Origin of the sequence: Amycolatopsis sp. VS8301801F10, from assembly GCF_046195355.1 — a bacterium.
GTDB lineage: Bacteria > Actinomycetota > Actinomycetes > Mycobacteriales > Pseudonocardiaceae > Amycolatopsis.
The window spans coordinates 1643654-1661731 of sequence record NZ_CP176065.1; the positions used below are offsets into that span (position 1 = coordinate 1643654).

Here is an 18078-nt window from a genome sequence, read left to right on the forward strand (position 1 = left end):
ACCAGGTCGAGCCTGGATTCCTCCGCCGAATAACCACGGTGGGTAAAGGAGCCTCGACCGTGCTTAGGGCAAACGGGTGACTACCGGCAGCTCCGAACGGCCCGAGTGGAGAGCCGTTTCACGATCCGGAAACGGTCGGGACTCGGTTGCCGAAAGCGGACTCGGCGAGTCGATGAACTCATCCGGGCGAGAAGGTGAACGGAGGCCCGGAAACCGTCCACCCGTTGTCGATGACCGGATTGCCCAGCACCTCAGCCCCCACGTGCTGGCTCCGCGTAACCGGCACACCGAGAGTAGAAGCACCGCTCCCCCGCACCGCCGCGATGTCCGCCGCCGACAGTTCTCCGTGGAACCGTTCCGTGCGCTCCTCGGTCGATTGGCCCATCGCGGCCAGCGTGTGGACCGGGCCGAGGTCGCCGGACACGCTGTGCCGTTCGGTCGACTCCAGCCGGGCCACGTCGAGCTTCCCGGTGAACTGGCCGAGCACGCTCTCGTCCGAGTTCGCGACCACCGAACCCGCCGGGCCGAGGTCGACGGCGTCGGCTGAGGTGCGTTCGACGCGGGTGCCGCCCATCAGGTCGCCGGAGAATCGGCCGGCCAGCCCGGTCTCGGTGGCGGTCTTGCTGGCTGACAGCGCGTCAACACCGTGCGGCAGCTGGACGCCGTGCCGCATCGACTGGTCCAGACCGGCCACGTGGGCGCCGGCGAACGGTTGCGTGTGGTGTACGCCCAGGCCGTTGCCGGTGACCGTGCGGACCGCGTCGCCGACGCGCAGGTCGTGAGTCTGGGACTGGCCCGCGGCGTCCGGGGCGAGTGCCTGGTGCAGGTCCGACGCGGCGGACGCGGGCAGGTCGCGCGTCGCGAGCGTCTCGTCGCGGGTGAACTGGAGGTCGGAGGAGGAACCGTGCTGGTGCAGGTCGAGCGGCAATTCCCCGCGCGGGGTGTCCGCCAGCGCCGCGGCCGGGCCGGCGAGCAACAGAGCGAGGGGCGCCGCACCGGCGGCCATCCGGGGCAGATATCCGGGCGTCCGCTTGGTGTGCTTGCCCATGCGCCGGACCATACTGCGCCACCAGGGCGAACGCAGCCGAAAAACGGGTAGCTTCACCCACATGACCACCACTTCCCTGATCACCGGAGCCACCGCGGGCATCGGAGCCGGATTCGCGCGCCGGCTCGCCGCCGACAAGCACGACCTCGTCCTGGTCGCCCGGGACGAGGGACGGCTGACCGCGCTGGCCGGGCAGCTGCGCGCGCAGCACGGCGTCGAGGTGACCGTCCTGTCCGCCGATCTGTCCGAAGTGGACGGACGCCGCCGCGTCGCCGAGCTGCTCGAAACCCAGCCGGTCGACCTGCTGGTGAACAACGCGGGCTTCGGGCTGAGCGGCGAGTTCTGGGAGATCCCTGCCGAGGACCTGCAGCGGCAGCTCGACGTGAACGTGACCGCCGTGCTGCAGCTGACCCGGGCGGCGCTGCCGGGCATGGTCGAACGCGGCCGCGGCGACGTCATCAACGTCTCCAGCGTCGCGGGCTTCTTCTCGGGACGCGGCTCGACCTATACCGCCAGCAAAAACTGGGTCACGTCGTTCACCGAGGGCATCGCGATGTCGCTGCCGAAGGGCGTGCGGATGATGGCGCTGTGCCCCGGCTTCACCTACACCGAGTTCCACGAGCGCGCGGGTCTGCGACGGGAAGGGCCGAAGGCGTTCTGGCTGGAGGTGGCCCAGGTGGTCGACGAAGCCCTCGCCGACCTGCGCCGCGGCAAGGTGATCTCGGTGCCGAGCCTGCAGTACAAAGCCCTGGTCGGGATCGGCGGACTGCTCCCGCGCCCGGTGCTGCGCAAGCTCGCCGGCGGGTTCGGCAACCGCCGCCGCACCTGAGAGGTAGGGACAGCCCTACCCCGTCCCGGCGTGTGCGCCCCAGGGTGTTTTCCCCCGGCAGGCCATAGCGTTTTCCCCATGGCGACTGGGGAAGCGGTGCGGCTCGAATCCGTCCGCAAGGAATACGGCCGGGTCACGGCGCTGGACGGGGTGAGCCTGTCGTTTCCGCGCGGCGGGTTCACCGCGGTGATGGGCCCGTCGGGCTCGGGCAAGAGCACGTTCCTGCACTGCGCGGCTGGTCTCGACCGGCCGACGAGCGGTTCGGTCCTGCTCGACGACCAGGAACTGGGCAAGCTCTCCGAAACGCAGCTGACGAAGCTGCGCCGGGACAAGGTCGGGTTCGTCTTCCAGGCGTTCAACCTGCTGCCCGCGCTGACCGTCGAACAGAACGTCGTGCTGCCGCTGCGGCTGGCCGGCCGCCGGGCGGACCGCCGCCGCGTCGCCGAGATGCTCGGGCACGTCGGACTGAGCGACCGGCGCAAGCACCTGCCGGGCCAGCTTTCCGGCGGCCAGCAGCAGCGGGTGGCGATCGCTCGCGCGCTGGTCAGCCGTCCGGCCGTGCTGTTCGCCGACGAACCGACCGGCGCGCTCGACACCCGCACCGCGGGCGAAATCCTCGGCCTGCTGTCGGAATCGGTGCGCGGCGGGCTGACCGTCGTGATGGTGACGCACGACCCGGTCGCGGCCTCGTACGCGGACCGCGTCGTCTTCCTCGCGGACGGCCGCGTCGCCGGAGAACTGCACCGGCCGACCGCGACGGCGGTCGCGGAACGCATGACGCACCTCGGCGCGTGGGCCGACCGGATGCCGGTGGGCGGCTTCTGATGTTCAGTCTTGCTTTGCGCACCTTGCGTTTCCGCGCCGGCGGGTTCATCGCGGCGTTCGTGGCCGCGTTCCTCGGCGCGGTGATCGTGTCCGCTTGCGCCGGTCTGATGGAGACCGGAATCCGGTCCGCCACGCCGCCGCATCGGCTGGCTTGGGCGTCGGCGGTCGTTGCCGGACAACAGGATTTCGAGCTGCGGAAGCATTCCGACAAGCCCAAGACGCAGTCGGTCGCGCTGCCGGAGCGGGTCAGGTTGGACCGGTCGCTCGCGGAGAAGATCGCCGCGACGCCTGGTGTGTCCACTGTGGTCGGTGAGGTGAATTTCCCAGTCTCGCTGGGAAAGCAGCCGCTCGTCGCGCACGGCTGGGAATCCGCTCGGCTGCCCGGTCCCGCGCCCCGAGCCGACGAAGTGGTCCTTCCCGCCGCCAGCGGTGTGTCAGCCGGGAGCACGGTTGACCTTGCGGTGCAAGGGAAGATCAGCCGTTACCGGGTTGCTCGGACCGTGGACAATTCCGGCGTGTTCTTCGCCGACGACGTGGCCGATCAGCTTTCCGGACACCCGGGCAAGGTCGACTATTTCGGCGTCGTCACCGACAATCCGGCCGCCTTGCAGCTCGGTTCCGGGGTGTCCGTGCTGACTGGGGATGAGCGCGGGCTCGCCGAATTCCCGGAGGCGCAAGCGAGCGGCGGCCGGCTGATCCCGCTGGCCGGTGTCGCGGGCGGACTGTCCATTTCGGTCGCGGTGTTCGTCATCGCCAGCACGTTGATGCTGTCGGTGCGCCAGCGGCAGCGGGAATTGGCTCTGCTGCGCGCGATCGGCACGACTCCGCGGCAGCTGCGGCGCATGGTTCTCGGCGAAGCGCTGGTCATCGGCGTGCTCGCGACCGGAGTCGCGGCCGCGCTGGGCCCGGTGTTCGGCCGATGGCTGTTCGACCAGTTCACCTCGGGCGGGTTCATTTCGCCTGCCGTGCAATTCCACCAGGGCTGGATCCCGATGCTCATCGCGGCGGGCGCGACGCTGCTCGCGGTCGGGATTTCCGCGCTGGTGGCCGGATTCCGCGTCGGGCGCATCCGGCCGACCGAGGCACTCGCCGAGGCCTCCGTGCCGCGTGGCTGGCTGACGCCGCTGCGCCTGATCGTCGCGCTGCTGTGCTTCGGCGGCGGGACCGCGCTGGGCATCGTCACGCTCGCGGTGATGACGGGACCCATCGCGGCGAGCACGGCCGGTCCGGCGGTGATGTTGTGGGCGATCGGCGTCGCGATGATCAGCCCGGGCGTCACGAAGCTGACCGCGATCCTGCTGCAGGGCCCGATGCGCCTGGTCAGCGGCGTCACCGGCTGGCTGGCGATCACCAACACGCGCAACGCGGCCACCCGGGTCGCCGGCGCGGTCACGCCGATCATGCTCGCCGTCGGCATCGCGACCGCCAACATCTACCTGCAGACCACGACTACCGCCGCTTCCGCACAGGCCTTCGCCGAAGACCTCCGCGCCGACGCGGTTGTCGCTGGCCCCACCGGGGTTTCTCCCGAGGCCATCGACCGAATCCGGCACGCGGACGGCGTCGCGGCGGCCTCGCCGTACGTCACCAGCCGCGCCTACCTCATCGCGCCGTTCGACGACAACCAGGCCAAAAAGGGCTATCCGGCACTCGGCCTGACCGACGCGTCGACCAACGCCGCCACGGTCGTCCGCGGCACCCTCGCCGACCTCACCGGCGAAACGATCGCGTTGCCGGACACCGCCGAGGTCTCCCGGTCGGTCGGCGAGTCCGTCACGCTCCGTCTCGGCGACGGGAACGACCGGACCCTTCGCATCGTCGCGATCGTGCACCAGCGGCCGGGAGCCGAACAGCTCCTGTTGCCCGCCGATCTGCTCGCCGGGCACACCACGTCCGGTCTCGCCCGGCAGGTGCTCGTCCGCGCCGCGCCCGGCGTCGACCAGGCCCGATTGACGCGAAGCCTGACCGCCGCGACTGCCGGTCTCCCGGTGTCCGTCGGCGACCGGAGCACGCTGGCCGCCGCGAACGCCAAAAGCGACGAGACCGGCGCGTGGGTGAACTACCTGCTGGTCGGCATGATCGTCGGCTACACGGTGATCTCCGTGGTGAACACCCTGGTCATGGCCACTTCGCGGCGGCGGAGGGAGTTCGGCCTGCAGCGGCTCGGCGGGTTCACCCGCGGCCAGGTGCTGCGGATGGCCGCGGGCGAAGGCGGCCTGATCGCCGCGATCGGCATTCTGCTGGGCACCGCGGTGTCGGCGGGCGCGATCGTGCCGTTCTGTCTCGTCGCGACCGGCCGGGTGCTCCCGGAAGGGCCGGTGTCGGTCTACCTGGTGATCATCGCGACCGCGATCGTGCTGGCGTTGCTCGCCGCGATCCTGCCCGCTTGGGTGGCGACGCGGACGCGTCCGGTGACGGCCGTCGCGACCGGGGAGTGACGCGCGGAAGTTGTCGGTGCCGTGTGTAAGACTCTCGGCCGTGGCGTACCCCGGGTTGGATCAAACTGCGAAACTCGAACTGGCCAGGCTGGTCAGCGAACTGGCCGTCGTGCACGGCAAGGTCACCTTGGCCTCGGGCAAGGAAGCCGACTACTACGTCGACCTCCGGCGGGCGACGCTGCAGCACGCGGCCGCCCCGCTGATCGGCAAGCTGCTGCGGCAGCTCACCGCTGACTGGGACTACGTCGCCGTCGGCGGGCTCACCCTCGGCGCGGACCCGGTGGCGCTGGCGATGCTGCACTCCGCCGCCGCCGAGGGCGTGGTGCTCGACGCGTTCGTCGTCCGCAAGGCGATCAAGGAACACGGGATGCAGCGCCGGATCGAGGGCGTGGAGGTGCGCGGGCAGCGGGTGCTGGCCGTCGAGGACACCTCCACCACCGGCGGCAGCGTGCTCACCGCGGTCGAGGCGCTGCGCGAGGGCGGGGCCACCGTGGTCGGCGTGGCGACGGTCGTCGACCGCGACACCGGCGCGCGCGAAGCCATCGAGAAGGCCGGGCTCGAGTACCGGTACCTGCTGAACAAGGACGACCTCGGGCTCAGCTGAGCGCTTGCGCGAGCGAGAGTGAGCACTGTCACTCACAATGCGTGCGTGACGAATGCCCGCCTCCCGGTGTCCCCCTGACGGAAGGGGGTGCCGTGACCACGACAAGTGTCCCGCTCGACGACGCCACCCTCGTCGGCCGTGCGCGAGACGGCGACGTGCGCGCGTACGAAGAGCTCGTGCAGCGTTATCAGGGCCCGATGTTCCGGCTCGCCCTGAAAATGCTGCATCACCGCGGCGACGCCGAGGACGTAGTGCAGGAAGCGTTCCTCGGCGCGTGGCGGAAGCTGGCACAGCTGAACGACGACAACGCGTTCGTCGGCTGGCTGTACCGCGGAACGACCAACCGCTGCCTCAACGTGATCCGGGCGCGCCGCCCGCAGGCCGACGTCGACCTCGACCTGGCCGAATCCCCGCGGCGCGACACTCAGCCCGAACACGCGGCGCAGGTCAGCGGCCAGCTCGCGGCGCTCGACGAGGCGCTTCAGACGCTCACCCCGCAGCAGCGGGCGTGCTGGCTGTTGCGTGAGGTGCACGGCCGGTCGTACGACGAGATCAGCGAGATCGTCGGCGCGAACCCCACCGCGGTCCGGGGGCGGATTGCCCGGGCCCGTGCGCAGCTGGCGGAGGTGATGAAGCCGTGGAGGTGAACCAGGACTACGAATTGCCATGCGGCCGGGAACTGGAAACGGTCTGGGAGAATCTGGACGAGGCCGACGACCACCAGGCGGAGTGCGTCCACTGCCGCACCGCGCGGGAAAGCCTGCTGGCCCTGCGCTCGGCGACGCAGGAGCTGATCGACGAGCCCGACCCGACCCCGCCGGACCTGTTCGGCCGGATCATGTCGGCCGTCCGCGCGGAAGTGCGCCGCGGCCAGATGCTCGATCTCTCCGCGGCTGAGCCGGGCTCCGTCGAAGTGAGCGAGCAGGCCGTCGCGGTCGTGCTCCGGTATGCCGCCGACTCCGCGGGCAACGTCCGCGCCCGCCGGGTCCGGGTGCGAAAGGTCGGCGTCGACGCTTCCGGCGCGGCCCAGGTCGAGGTCCAACTCACCCTTGCGGCGCGGCTCGGGAACACCGGCGGCGCGGAAACGTTGGCTCGCGTACGAGAACTGGTGACCGCTGCCGCGACTGCCCGGGTGGGTATTTCGCTGGTCAGCCTGGATCTGCTGGTGGAAGACGTGTACGAGGACGGGGAATGACCGCCGAATACGTGGTCGCCGCGCCGGTGATCGCGAGCGTCGCCGCCCGCGCGGCCGCCGAAACCGCCGGAGTCGTGCGCCTGGAACCCGGCCTGCGCGGGCTGGCGACCGCCTGGGCGCGCGAAGCCCGGCACCGCTGGAAGGGCCTGGAACCGGCTCCCGCGGACGGCGTCCGGGTCCGCGCTCACGAGGACAGCCTGACCGTCGAGGTCGACGTGGTCATCTCGGGGGCGGACCAAGCCGCCGCCGTGGGCCGCGCCGTGCAACGAGCGGTGTTCCGGGAAGTCCTCGCGCAGACCGGTCGTCCAGTGGACGCCGTCCGAGTGTCTATTTTGGACATCGAAGTGGGGCGGCGGTGACCGATTCGCGTTCGCTGGCCGGCAGACTGGCCGACGCACTGGCGACGGTCGACGGCCTCCGCCCCGCGACGAGCATCGCCGCGGAAATCAGCTGGCTCCCGACCGATCCGGCTGGCGGGTCGGTGGATCTGACCGCGGAGTCGGTGGAGGTGCGGGTGGTGGCGTTGCGATTGCCGCTGCCGCCGTTGCTGTCGGCTGCCGAGGCGCAGGTGCGGAAGGTGCTCGAGGGGACGAAGTGGGCGGACGCGCGAATCCGCCTGGTGGTGACGGACATTGACGGGGCTGCGTTCACTGGCTGAACGCTGCCTTTCCCGGCTCGCCTTCGAGGATGTGGTTTACCCCTAGGCAACGGACCCATCTAGCGGCGAGGTCACCCTCTGGCCGGGCGTGGCTTGACCGCCGTCGCCGTATCCGTTCACTTCCTTCCGCCTTTCCGCCCGCTTTCTCCGCCGATTCGCACTCCCCTCGACGGACACGGAACGAGGTCGCTCACCGCGCGTTGGGTCCCCTCGCGGGGGTATTTCGAGGAGCCTCCTACCCGGAGTGATCCCTCCGCTACCTGCCGGGTGAACTCGTTGCTCCGGTGGGTCGAACATCACATCAGGTCCCCCTATTTCCCGCTCCGGGGGCGGGTAATCGGAGTAACGTCGCTGGTAGGTGCACTGGGAAGGGGGCGAAGGTGGACACGACGGTCGCGCACGTTCTCGCCGATGTCACCGTGGCGGTGCATGTCCTCGCCCTGCTCTTCATCGGCTTCGGCGGCTTCCTCGCGTGGCGCTGGCCGAAGGTCATTTTCGTGCACATTTTCTTCGCGATGTGGGGCGTGCTGGTCAATGTGACGCCGATTCCGTGCCCGCTCACCGCGCTGGAGGATTTCTTCCGGCATCAGCAGGGCTTGGGCGATCTGCCCGGCGGGTTCAACGCGTATTACCTCTACGGCACGGTGATCCCGCGCTCGCTGCTGCCGGCGGTGGTCGTGGTGGCACTGGCGGTGCTGGTGATCTCGTACCTGGGCGCGTACCTGCGGTGGCGGCATCGCCACGACGACAGTCCGGCGCACAGCGTCAGCCTCGGCTGAGCGACAATCGTCCTTCGTGACGACGGAACAACCCGAAGCGGGCCCCACCGAGTGGGTGAACCGCGAGGAGGTCGGAGTAGGTCCCTGGCCAGGCATCTGGCCGGACGACCCGCGCTACGACCCCGAACTCCTGGCCAACGGCGACCGCCGCAACGTGGTCGACGCCTACCGCTACTGGCGCCGCGAAGCCATCGTGTCCGATGTGGACACCCGACGGCACCCGTTCCACGTCGCGATCGAGAACTTCCAGCACGACCACAACATCGGCACCGTGGTCCGCACCGCGAACGCCTTCGCCGCCGCGGAAGTGCACATCGTCGGCCGCCGCCGCTGGAACCGCCGAGGTGCCATGGTCACGGACCGCTACCAGCACCTCCGCCACCACGAGGACGTCGCAAGCCTCCTGAATTTCGCCACGGCCGAGGACCTGACGGTGGTAGCCGTGGACAACACGCCCGGTGCCGAGCCGGTGGAAACCGCCGAGCTGCCGCGAAAATGCCTGCTGCTGTTCGGCCAAGAAGGCCCGGGCCTTTCGGAGGCGGCACAGACGGACTCGGCGAAAGTGGTGTCCATCGCCCAGTTCGGCACCACGAGATCAATCAACGCAGGCGTCGCGGCGGGCATCGTGATGCACGCATGGATCCGCCAACACGCGGACCTCTCCCAGGCTTGGTAACCACCCTCGCCCTGGCGGGGTATTGCGCCGTTGAGACCCGATGGCCGCTCACGTCGCTCCAGACTTAGCGCTGGCCTGGTGATTCCGCGGTGATGCCCCCTCATGGTCACTCTCCCGGGAAGTGCCGTGGAGAGGCAGGTATCCCGCAGCGCAGGCAGAATCGCCTCATGAGTGCCGATTCAGCCGACCCCGCCGCACACGGCGACGGATCCCACCCGGACCCGGCGCGCACAGCCGATCCCACCGATCGCACGACGGCTGCTCACCCGACGAACCCGATCGAGGGCGCGGCAAATCCGGCCGAGGAGGCGGACGGCGCGCCCGCTCGCGCGGCAACGGCAGCCCAGAGCGCGGCAGGCCCGGCCGACCACGCGGTGGTTGATCGCGGGGTAAACACGGTCGAGGGCGTGGCTGGTCCGCCCGAGGAGGCGGGAAACGCGCCCGCTCGCGCGGCAAAGGCAGCCCAGAGCGCGGCAGATCCGACTGAGCGTCCAGCGGCTGATCGCACGGCGAACGCTGTCGAAGGCGCGGCGAACCCAGCCAGGAATGCAGTAACGGCGGGCGAGGACGCGGCGGCTGATCGCGTGGCGGACCCGGCCGAACGTGCGGCGAACACGGCAGATCGTGCGGCGGACCCGGCCGAGGGCGTGGCGAATCCCGCTGAGAGCCCGCCGGTGGCCGGAGCTGCGGCTAACTCGGCCGACGGCGCGGTGGGCTCGGCTGAGCGTGCGGCAAACTCGATCGAGGGCGCGACAAATCCGGCGAAGACCGCAGGTAACGCGGCCGCTCGTCCGGCAGAGGCGGCCGAAGATGCGGCGGGTCCGGCTGAGCGTGCGGTGGCCGAGCGCTCGGCGAATGCTGCCGAAGGCGCGACGAACCCGGCCCGGGACGCAGCGAACCTGGCCGAGGGCGTGGTGGATCCCGCTGAGCGTTCGGCGACGGCCAAGGGCGCGACAAACTCAGCCAACGGTGCAACCCGCCCAGCTGACCGTGCCGCCGCGGCCGAGCGTGATGCCGCAGTTGAGCGTGCCACCGCGGCCGACCGAGCCGCCGCGACCGAGCAGGCCGGTGCGGTCGACCATGCTGCAGCGGCTGAGCGTGCTGCAGCCGAGCGGGCGACATCGGTCGAGCGTGCTGCTGCGGCCGATCGTGGTGCCGCGGCGGAGCGGGCCGCAGCGGCCGATCGTGCCACCGCAGCCGCGCAGGCTACAGCGGCCGATCGTGCTGCCGCGGCTGAGCAGGCCACATCGGCCGAGCGTGCTGCCGCAGCCGACCGTGCTGCTGCGGCTGAGCAGGGCGCAGCAGCCGACCGTGCCACCGCAACCGATCGTGCCGCCGCAGCCGACCGTGCTGCCGCGGCTGTGCGGGCGTCAGCAATCGAGCGTGCCACTGCGGCCGGTCGTGCTGCTGCAGCTGAGCGTGCTGCCGCGGCTGAACGGGCCGCAGCGGCCGATCGTGCCATCGAGGCTGAGCAGGCCGCCGCGGCCGACCGTGCTACCGCAACCGACCGTGCCACAGCAACCGACCGTACTGCCGCAGCTGAACGGGCCGCCGCAGCGGAGCGGGCGGTGTGTGCCAGGCATCTCCGTCGCCTGTGGGCTCTCCCTGGCACCGTCCTCGGTCGTAGTGGTTGGCCGCCTACCGTGAGCCAGCGGCTTCACTGGCATTGGAACTACTGGTGGCAAGCCCACCTCCTCGACAGCCTTGTCGACGCACAACTCCGTCAACCCGCCAACGAGCGCGCGCGGCTGATCAACCGCTTCATCGCGACGGTGCACCGGCGCAACTTCGGCTCTTGGGTCAACGACTACTACGACGACATAGCCTGGCTAGGACTAGCGTTGCAGCGAGTACGCCAGACCGGACTATCCACAGTGGACGAAGCAATGGAGGCTATCGACAAACGGCTGCACGAAGGCTGGACAGAAGACCTTGGCGGGGGAATCTGGTGGCGGCGAGGCGACTCCTTCAAGAATACCCCCGCAAACGGCCCTGCCGCTATCTTTCACGCTCGTATGGGTGATCAAGAACGCGCCGGGGCCATGACGCGATGGCTCACCGACACTCTGGTCGACCCGGAGACCGGCCTTGTCTGGGACGGGATCCGGGCGGACACCGGCGAAGTAGTCAAGCATATTTTCTCGTACTGCCAAGGCGTTTACCTCGGTGCCTGCCTCGAGCAGTCCCGTTGGGAAGACGCGGCCCGCACCATTCGGGCGGTCGAGAAGCACCTGGCACCGCAAGGGATTCTCCCCGGTTCGGACGGTGGCGACGGCGGCCTCTTCTCGGCGATCGCCGCCCGGTACCTGGCGCTCGCGGCGAAGAAGCTGCCAACGCCGGAAGCGGAGACGGCGAAGAGACTGGTGCAAGAATCCGCGGAAGCGTGCTGGAACGGGGCGGCACAAGAGAAAACCGGACCGCTGTTCAGTGCGTACTGGGATAAGCCAGCAACGACACCGCCTGGCAAGGCAGAGCGGGATCTATCTGTCCAAATTGGAGGGTGGATGCTGCTGGAAGCCGCCGCCACGCTCTAGAAACTCAGCAGCCGCACGAAGCGCGGTGCAAGAAGCGCGGCGCGAGGCGCACGGACTCCGGCCGGCGTTCCGGCTCGCGGCAGCGCGCCAGCAGCAGCTGCACCGCTCGGCGGCCGATTTCCGAGATCGGTTGCGCCATCGTCGTTACGCCGGGCGAAACCGTGCGCGCCCAGTCCATGTCGCCGTAGCCGACGACCGCCAGCTCCGACCCGATCCGGATCCCTCGGCGGTGTGCTTCCCACTGCACTCCGATCAGCATTGCCTCCCCGGCGACCACCAAGGCCGTCGGGGAAGGCCAGCCGTCCAGGAGTTTGGCGGCGGCTCGGGCCGCGCCGCCCGCGGTGGATTGGCCGGAGGCGACCAGTTCCGGGTGGTAGCGCAGTCCGGCTCGGCCCAGGCCAAGGCGGTAGCCCAGGGCGCGTTCTTCGCTCACCGTCGTTCCCTCGGTGCCGGTGATCAACGCGATCCGCCGGTGCCGGCGCGCGGCCAAATGTTCCACCAGCGCGGACATCGCCTGGAAGTTCTCCGACCCGACCTGGTCGACGTCGTTGCGTCCGGCGATCCGGTCGACCAGCACCGTCGGCACGCCGGCGCGCACGAGTCCGTTCACGACGGCCTCGTCACCGGGGGCGGGCACCAGAAGGACGCCGTCCACCCGATCCGCCTGCAGTGCGCGCAGCACTTCGGCTTCCGCGCGCGGGCAGTCGCTGGTGTCGGCCAGCAGCAGGTCGCAACCCGCGCGTGCGGCAGCGCCGCGGATCGCACGCAGCAGCTGGTCGTGGTACGGGCTGGCGTGCCTCCCCAATGCCACCCCGAACCGATGGGTGACCGGCAGGTCCCAGTGGGGGACCTCCGGCGCCAGAACGGTCATTTTCCCGGCCCTCGTCGTCGGTACCTACCCAACAGTAGCCACTGTCGGGCCGCACCAGAGAGGGTCCGAGACGATCGGGTCTTGAGAATCACTGAGGTGAGTGAACGGCCGCGGGCCTGGTTACGCGGGGCAGTCAAGACCCGCACCCGCACGAAGCCCGGTGCCGCAACGTCGGCGGCAACCGCACAGTCTCGGCGGGCCGTCCGGGATCCGCCAGCCGGGCCAGCAGCAGCTGCACCGCTCGCCTGCCGATCTCGTCGATCGGCTGGGCCATGGTCGTCAGCGGCGGGTCCACGAGGTCGGCCCATTCGACGTCGTCGTACACCACCACCGGCAGGTCCTTGCCGATCCGCAAACCCCGCCGCCGCGCCTCGTGCAGGACGCCGACCATCATGCTGTCGTTGGCCACCACCAGCGCGGTCGGCGGATCCGGCAGCGCCAGCAGCGTGCTCAACGCCAAGCCGCCACCGTCGCGAGAGGACTGTCCACACGCCACCAAGTCCGGCGACCAGCTCAACCCCGACCGGCCGAGGCCGAGCCGGTAGCCCAGCACGCGTTCGTCGCTCGTCGTGAGGCCCGGCGCGCCGGAGATCATCCCGATCCGGCGGTGGCCCAGCGACGCCAGATGCGCGGTCAGCGCCGAGGTCGCCTGGATGTTCTCCGCGCCGACCTGGTCGATGTCGGTCCGGGTGGTGAGCCGGTCCATCAGCACGGTCGGCACGTCCAGCGACACCAGTTCGCCCAGCACCGACCCGTCGCCGGGCGCGGGCGTGATCAGCAGGCCGTCGACCCGCCGCGACCGCAGCGCGCGCACCACGTCCCGTTCGGTGCCCGCGGTGTCGTGCGTGTCCGCCAGCAGCACGGTGTATCCATTTGCCGACGCCTCCCGCTCGATCGCGTGCATCAGTGCCGCGAAATACGGGTTCGCGACCAGCGAGATCGCCATCCCGATCGAGCGCGTACCCCCGGTGACCAGCGAACGCGCGATCGCGTCGCCGGTGTACCCGGTGGTCTCGATCGCCCGCAGCACCGCGGCTTTCGTTTCCTCGGCCACCGCCCGTGTGCCGTTGACGACGTGCGACACCGTCGTGATCGAGACCCCCGCCATTTCGGCGATGTCGCGCTGGGTCGGGCGGGTCGAGCGAGGTCGCGGCATGTCAGTCCTTCACCGGGAGAGCGAAACCAGGAGCGTTGGCAAGCGTTTGCGCAAACGCTTGCGTCTAGCACAGAGTCTGTCTACCTTCCGGTCCATCGGCAAGCTCGCACCTCGATTCGGAGGGCATCTCCATGAGACACCGGAGTCTCACCGCACTCGCTTTGGCGGCCGCTGTCGCGGTCTCCGCCACCGGGTGCACCGTCGAACGCCACTGGGGCGGCAGCTCCAAAACCGGCGGCAGCGGCAAGGCCAAGGTCGGCCTCGTCACGAAGACGGACACCAACCCGTACTTCGTCGAACTGCGCAGTGCCGCGGCCGCCGCGGCCAAGGCCAATGGCGCTGAGTTCAGCGCGCTCGCCGGGCAGTTCGACGGCGACAACGACGGCCAGGTGCGCGCCATCGAGAACCTGATGCAGCAGGGCGTCAACACCATCCTGATCACGCCGAGTTCGTCCACCGGCGTGCTCAAGGCGATCAAGGACGCCCGCGACGCCGGCATCCTGGTGATCGCCCTCGACACCGCCACCGAACCGCCGGACGCGGTCGACGCCACCTTCGCCACCGACAACTTCGCGGCGGGCGAGCAGCAGGGCGCGTACGTCAAGGCGGCGCTGAAGGGCGCGGCTCCCAAGCTCCTGATGGTCGACGGAACCGCGGGCAGTTCGGTCGACACCCAGCGGCACGGCGGGTTCCTCAAGGGCATCGGGCTCAAGGACGGCGCGCCGGAGATCAAGGGCCACACCAACGCCAACGGCGACCAGAGCCTCGCTCAGCAGGGCATGGAGAACCTCCTGCAGCGGACTACCGATCTCAACGCGGTGTACACGATGAACGAGCCGATGGGCCGCGGCGCGTACGCGGCTCTGAAAGCGCGCGGCCTCAACGCTCAGCTCACCGTCGGCTCGATCGACGGCGGCTGCGAGGGCGTGCAGAACGTCAAGAACGGCCAGTTCGCCGTCACCGTGATGCAGTTCCCGCGGAAGATGGCCGAACAGGGCGTGCTCGCGGCGGTCGAGTACGCGAAGACCGGCAAGAAGCCGAGCGGGTTCGTGAACACCGGTTCGACCGCGATCACCGACCACCCGATGCCGGGAGTTCCGAGCAAGGACACCGCGTGGGGCCTGCAGAACTGCTGGGGAGGCGGGAAATGACGAGCGCGACGGTCAACAACCGCGAGCGCGAAACGCTCGGCGAGTTCTTCCTCCGCGCCCCGGCAGTCGGCCCCGCGCTGGCGCTGGTCGTAGCGGTCCTGGTGTTTTCCTTCGCCACGGACACCTTTTTCGACCTGGACAATCTGTCCACAGTGGTCCAGCAATCGCTGGTAGTCGGCACGCTCGCGCTCGGCCAGACGCTGATCATCCTGATCGCGGGCATCGACCTTTCCAACGCGTCGTCGATGGTCGTGGCGACGCTGGTGATGGCCAAGCTCGCCTCGGTCACGAACGTTTTCTTCGCACTGCTGGCCGGGGTCGTGCTGACCGTCGTGGTCGGCCTGTTCATCGGCACCCTCGCGACCCGGATCAAGCTGCCCGCCTTCATCATCACGCTCGGCACGTTCACCGGCCTGACCGCGGTGGCGAAGCTGATCGCGGGCGGCCAGGCAGTCCCGGTGTCCGACGGGCTGCTCACCTGGCTCGGCACGAAGCGCTACCTCTTCGGCGGCATCCCGATCACCTACGGCATGACGCTCGCGTTGCTCATGTTCCTCGCTGTCTGGTACGCGCTCACGAAAACCGCGTGGGGCAAGCACGTTTACGCCGTCGGCAACGCGCCGGAATCCGCGCGGCTGTCCGGGATCAAGGTCAACCGCACCGTGCTGTCGGTCTACCTCGTCGCCGGGCTGTGCTTCGGCATCGCCGCGTGGCAGGCGCTCGGCCGCACGCCGAACGCCGACCCGAACCAGTTCCAGCTCGGCAACCTCGACTCGATCACCGCGGTGGTGCTGGGCGGCACGAGCCTGTTCGGCGGACGCGGTTCGGTGCTGGGCACGCTGTTCGGCGCGCTGGTCGTCGCGGTGCTGCGCTCGGGACTGACGCAGATGGGCGTGGACGGCAACTACCAGGACCTGGCGACCGGCGCGCTGCTGATCGCCGCGGTAGTCGTGGACCGGATCGCACGGAGGCAGCAGCAGTCATGACCACTACGCAGCAGCAGCCCACCCTTTCCGCGCGCGGCCTGGTCAAGCGCTACGGCCGGGTCACCGCCATCGACGGTGCCGATTTCGACCTCTACCCGGGCGAAGTGCTCGCCGTGGTCGGAGACAACGGGGCCGGAAAGTCCAGTCTCATCAAGGCGTTGTCCGGCGCGGTGGTGCCGGACGCCGGAGAGATCAAAGTGGACGGAAAGACAGTCCACTTCAAGTCCCCTTTGGACGCCCGGCATTACGGAATCGAGACGGTGTACCAGGATCTGGCCGTCGCGCCGGCGCTGGACATCGCGTCGAACATGTTCCTCGGCCGGGAAAAGCGGCTCAAGGGACCGTTCGGCATCGGGTTGCGCAAGCTCGACACCGCGACCATGCGCACCGAAGCGCAGCGGATCCTGGACGACCTCGGCATCAAGGTCAAATCCATTACCCAGCTGGTGGAAACGCTGTCCGGCGGGCAGCGGCAAGGCGTCGCGGTGGCGCGCGCGGCGGCGTTCGGCCGCAAAGCGGTGATCATGGACGAGCCGACGGCCGCGCTGGGTGTCGCGGAATCCGCGAAGGTGCTGGAGCTGATCGGCCGGATCCGCGACCGCGGCCTGCCGGTGGTGCTGATCAGCCACAACATGCCGCACGTCTTCGAAATCGCCGACCGGATCCACGTGCACCGGCTCGGCAAGCGCGTCGCCGTGGTGTCGCCGAAGACGCACAGCATGAACCAGGTGGTCGGCCTGCTCACCGGTGCGTTGAAGCTCGACGAGAACGGCGAAGTCGTCGAGGTCGCGTCCACCACGCACGCCGGGTTGACCTGACGTGCGAGTGCTGCTGGCGGGGTTGTGCACCGTCGATGTCGTACAGCGGGTCGCGGAATTTCCGGAGCCGAGCGAGAAAGTGCAGTCGCTTCAGGTGGATGTCGCGGCCGGCGGGCCCGCGACGAACGCCGCGGTGACCGTCGCCGCGCTCGGTGCCGAAGCGACCCTCCTGACGGCTCTCGGTACGCACCCGCTGGCCGCGCTCGCCCGCGCGGACCTCGAAGCCTGTGGCGTGGACCTGGTCGACCTCGCTCCGGCGCGCACGCAGGCGCCGCCGGTCAGCGCGGTCGTGGTGCGGGACGGCGACGGCGAACGCACCGTCGTCTCCCGCAACGCCGCGTCCGACGCGCCGCTCGAACTGCCTGACCTCGCCCCGGTTTTCGAAGGAGTAGCCGCGGTCCTCGTGGACGGGCACCATCCCGAGCTAGCGCTTGCTGTCGCCCAGGAAGCCCGCGCCCGCGAGGTGCCGGTCATCCTCGACGCGGGCAGCTGGAAACCGGTACTGGACCAGTTGCTGCCACTGGTCCACGTGGCAGCCTGTTCCGCGCGGTTCCGTGCTCCCGCACCGAGTTTGGCCGAACGCGGAGTGTCAGTGACGATCACGACGGCAGGCCCGGAGCCGGTCGCCTGGAGCACTACGGAAGACTCTGGGCAGGTCCCCGTGCCGCTCGTCGAAGCGCGGGACACCCTGGGGGCCGGAGACGTGTGGCACGGTGCGCTCGCGTACGCGGTCGCGACGCGGCAAGGCGCGGTCGCCGACTGGATCGGATACGCGAACGCGGTGGCCGCGGAACGGGTCCGGCACGTGGGGCCGCGTTCGTGGACCGGGCCGGTCGGGGAACTGGCGAAGAGCAGAGAAGAGGGAGTGCGATGACGGCGTTCGAGGATCTGCTGGCGCGGGCTGAGAAGCTGGCCAAACCGCGGGAGCGGCGCGTGCTCGGCATCATCGGCGCGCCCGCCTCCGGCAAGACCACGCTGGCCTGGGCGATCGCCAACGCGCTCGGCTCGCGGGCCGCGGTCGTCGGGATGGACGGTTTCCACCTGGCGCAGGTCGAGCTGCAGCGGCTCGGCCGCACCGACCGCAAGGGCGCGCCGGACACCTTCGACGCGGCCGGCTACGTGCACCTGATCCGCCGGCTCGCCGAGGGCCGCGAGACGGTGTACGCGCCGGAGTTCCGCCGCGAGATCGAGGAGCCGATCGCCGGCGCCGTCCCGGTCGCGCCCGAGGTGCAGCTGGTCATCACCGAGGGCAACTACCTGCTGCTTCCGGACGACCCGTGGAGCGGCGTGCGGCAGTTCCTCACCGAAGCGTGGTTCCTCGCGCCGGACGAGCCGGAACGGATCGAGCGACTGGTGTCCCGGCACCGGCGCTACGGCCGTTCGCTGGTCGAGGCCCGGCAGCGCGCGCTCGGTTCCGACCAGCGCAACGCGGACCTGATCGCGAACACCCGCGACCGCGCCGACCTGGTGCTCGAGAACCTGCCGCTGACGAATTTCGTCCTCTGAGCAG

Annotated in this window: 19 protein-coding genes; 16 read left to right on the forward strand and 3 right to left on the reverse strand. The window is 69.9% G+C overall.

Features of this window, described 5'->3' with window-relative positions; genetic code table 11:
• Positions 1-178 precede the first annotated feature (178 nt).
• The gene (locus tag F9C11_RS07925) at positions 179-1048 is read right to left on the reverse strand and encodes a hypothetical protein (RefSeq protein ID WP_409184233.1); all 870 of its coding nucleotides are present in this window, start codon (positions 1046-1048) and stop codon (positions 179-181) included.
• A gap of 61 nt (positions 1049-1109) precedes the next feature.
• Here F9C11_RS07925 and F9C11_RS07930 point away from each other — a divergent pair, with 61 nt between their 5' ends.
• The 11 genes from F9C11_RS07930 to F9C11_RS07980 all read left to right on the forward strand — a co-directional run bounded on the left by F9C11_RS07930 (position 1110) and on the right by F9C11_RS07980 (position 11586).
• The gene (locus F9C11_RS07930; protein WP_409184234.1) at positions 1110-1877 is read left to right on the forward strand and encodes an SDR family NAD(P)-dependent oxidoreductase; all 768 of its coding nucleotides are present in this window, start codon (positions 1110-1112) and stop codon (positions 1875-1877) included.
• A 78-nt stretch (positions 1878-1955) separates the two neighbouring features.
• The gene (locus F9C11_RS07935; RefSeq protein ID WP_409184235.1) at positions 1956-2702 is read left to right on the forward strand and encodes an ABC transporter ATP-binding protein; all 747 of its coding nucleotides are present in this window, start codon (positions 1956-1958) and stop codon (positions 2700-2702) included.
• Positions 2703-2716: 14 nt separating this feature from the next.
• Positions 2717-5140, forward strand: coding sequence for an ABC transporter permease (locus F9C11_RS07940; RefSeq protein WP_409184236.1), 2424 nt, complete (start codon positions 2717-2719; stop codon positions 5138-5140).
• Between the two features lie 40 nt (positions 5141-5180).
• Complete coding sequence (pyrE, locus tag F9C11_RS07945; RefSeq protein ID WP_409184237.1) at positions 5181-5744, forward strand: orotate phosphoribosyltransferase; 564 nt, start codon at positions 5181-5183, stop codon at positions 5742-5744.
• 92 nt (positions 5745-5836) lie between these two features.
• Positions 5837-6391 (forward strand): RNA polymerase sigma factor, encoded by a 555-nt coding sequence (locus F9C11_RS07950; protein WP_409184238.1) that lies wholly within the window; start codon positions 5837-5839, stop codon positions 6389-6391.
• A complete protein-coding gene (locus F9C11_RS07955; RefSeq protein ID WP_409184239.1) occupies positions 6382-6939 on the forward strand; it encodes an Asp23/Gls24 family envelope stress response protein in 558 nt (185 codons plus the stop codon). The genes F9C11_RS07950 and F9C11_RS07955 overlap by 10 nt, the downstream gene beginning before the upstream one ends.
• Positions 6936-7298, forward strand: a complete 363-nt coding sequence (locus F9C11_RS07960; RefSeq protein WP_409184240.1) for an Asp23/Gls24 family envelope stress response protein — start codon at positions 6936-6938, stop codon at positions 7296-7298. The genes F9C11_RS07955 and F9C11_RS07960 overlap by 4 nt, the downstream gene beginning before the upstream one ends.
• Positions 7295-7597: a hypothetical protein gene (locus F9C11_RS07965; RefSeq protein ID WP_409184241.1), complete on the forward strand. Its 303-nt coding sequence runs from the start codon at positions 7295-7297 to the stop codon at positions 7595-7597. The genes F9C11_RS07960 and F9C11_RS07965 overlap by 4 nt, the downstream gene beginning before the upstream one ends.
• A 380-nt stretch (positions 7598-7977) precedes the next feature.
• Positions 7978-8376 carry a DUF2784 domain-containing protein gene (locus tag F9C11_RS07970; protein ID WP_409184242.1) on the forward strand — a complete coding sequence of 133 codons (399 nt, stop codon included), beginning with the start codon at positions 7978-7980 and terminating at the stop codon, positions 8374-8376.
• 16 nt (positions 8377-8392) lie between these two features.
• Positions 8393-9052 (forward strand): TrmH family RNA methyltransferase, encoded by a 660-nt coding sequence (locus tag F9C11_RS07975; RefSeq protein ID WP_409184243.1) that lies wholly within the window; start codon positions 8393-8395, stop codon positions 9050-9052.
• Positions 9053-10620: 1568 nt separating this feature from the next.
• Positions 10621-11586, forward strand: coding sequence for a glycoside hydrolase family 76 protein (locus F9C11_RS07980; protein ID WP_409186842.1), 966 nt, complete (start codon positions 10621-10623; stop codon positions 11584-11586).
• Positions 11587-11590: 4 nt separating this feature from the next.
• Here the strand turns inward: F9C11_RS07980 and F9C11_RS07985 are convergent, their stop codons facing one another.
• Together F9C11_RS07985 and F9C11_RS07990 are read right to left on the reverse strand one after the other, a co-directional pair.
• Positions 11591-12457 carry a LacI family DNA-binding transcriptional regulator gene (locus F9C11_RS07985; protein ID WP_409184244.1) on the reverse strand — a complete coding sequence of 289 codons (867 nt, stop codon included), beginning with the start codon at positions 12455-12457 and terminating at the stop codon, positions 11591-11593.
• Between the two features lie 133 nt (positions 12458-12590).
• A complete protein-coding gene (locus F9C11_RS07990; protein WP_409184245.1) occupies positions 12591-13613 on the reverse strand; it encodes a LacI family DNA-binding transcriptional regulator in 1023 nt (340 codons plus the stop codon).
• A gap of 131 nt (positions 13614-13744) precedes the next feature.
• Here F9C11_RS07990 and F9C11_RS07995 point away from each other — a divergent pair, with 131 nt between their 5' ends.
• From F9C11_RS07995 to F9C11_RS08015, 5 genes are read left to right on the forward strand one after another with little or no spacing between them, the layout of a single operon-like run.
• Positions 13745-14764, forward strand: coding sequence for a substrate-binding domain-containing protein (locus tag F9C11_RS07995; RefSeq protein WP_409184246.1), 1020 nt, complete (start codon positions 13745-13747; stop codon positions 14762-14764).
• Complete coding sequence (locus F9C11_RS08000) at positions 14761-15750, forward strand: ABC transporter permease (RefSeq protein WP_409184247.1); 990 nt, start codon at positions 14761-14763, stop codon at positions 15748-15750. Before F9C11_RS07995 ends, F9C11_RS08000 begins: the two co-directional genes overlap by 4 nt.
• A complete protein-coding gene (locus tag F9C11_RS08005; protein WP_409184248.1) occupies positions 15747-16568 on the forward strand; it encodes an ATP-binding cassette domain-containing protein in 822 nt (273 codons plus the stop codon). The genes F9C11_RS08000 and F9C11_RS08005 overlap by 4 nt, the downstream gene beginning before the upstream one ends.
• Before the next feature lie 7 nt (positions 16569-16575).
• Positions 16576-17442 (forward strand): PfkB family carbohydrate kinase, encoded by an 867-nt coding sequence (locus F9C11_RS08010; RefSeq protein WP_409186843.1) that lies wholly within the window; start codon positions 16576-16578, stop codon positions 17440-17442.
• Positions 17439-18074, forward strand: a complete 636-nt coding sequence (locus F9C11_RS08015; RefSeq protein ID WP_409184249.1) for a nucleoside/nucleotide kinase family protein — start codon at positions 17439-17441, stop codon at positions 18072-18074. The genes F9C11_RS08010 and F9C11_RS08015 overlap by 4 nt, the downstream gene beginning before the upstream one ends.
• Positions 18075-18078: the final 4 nt, after the last annotated feature.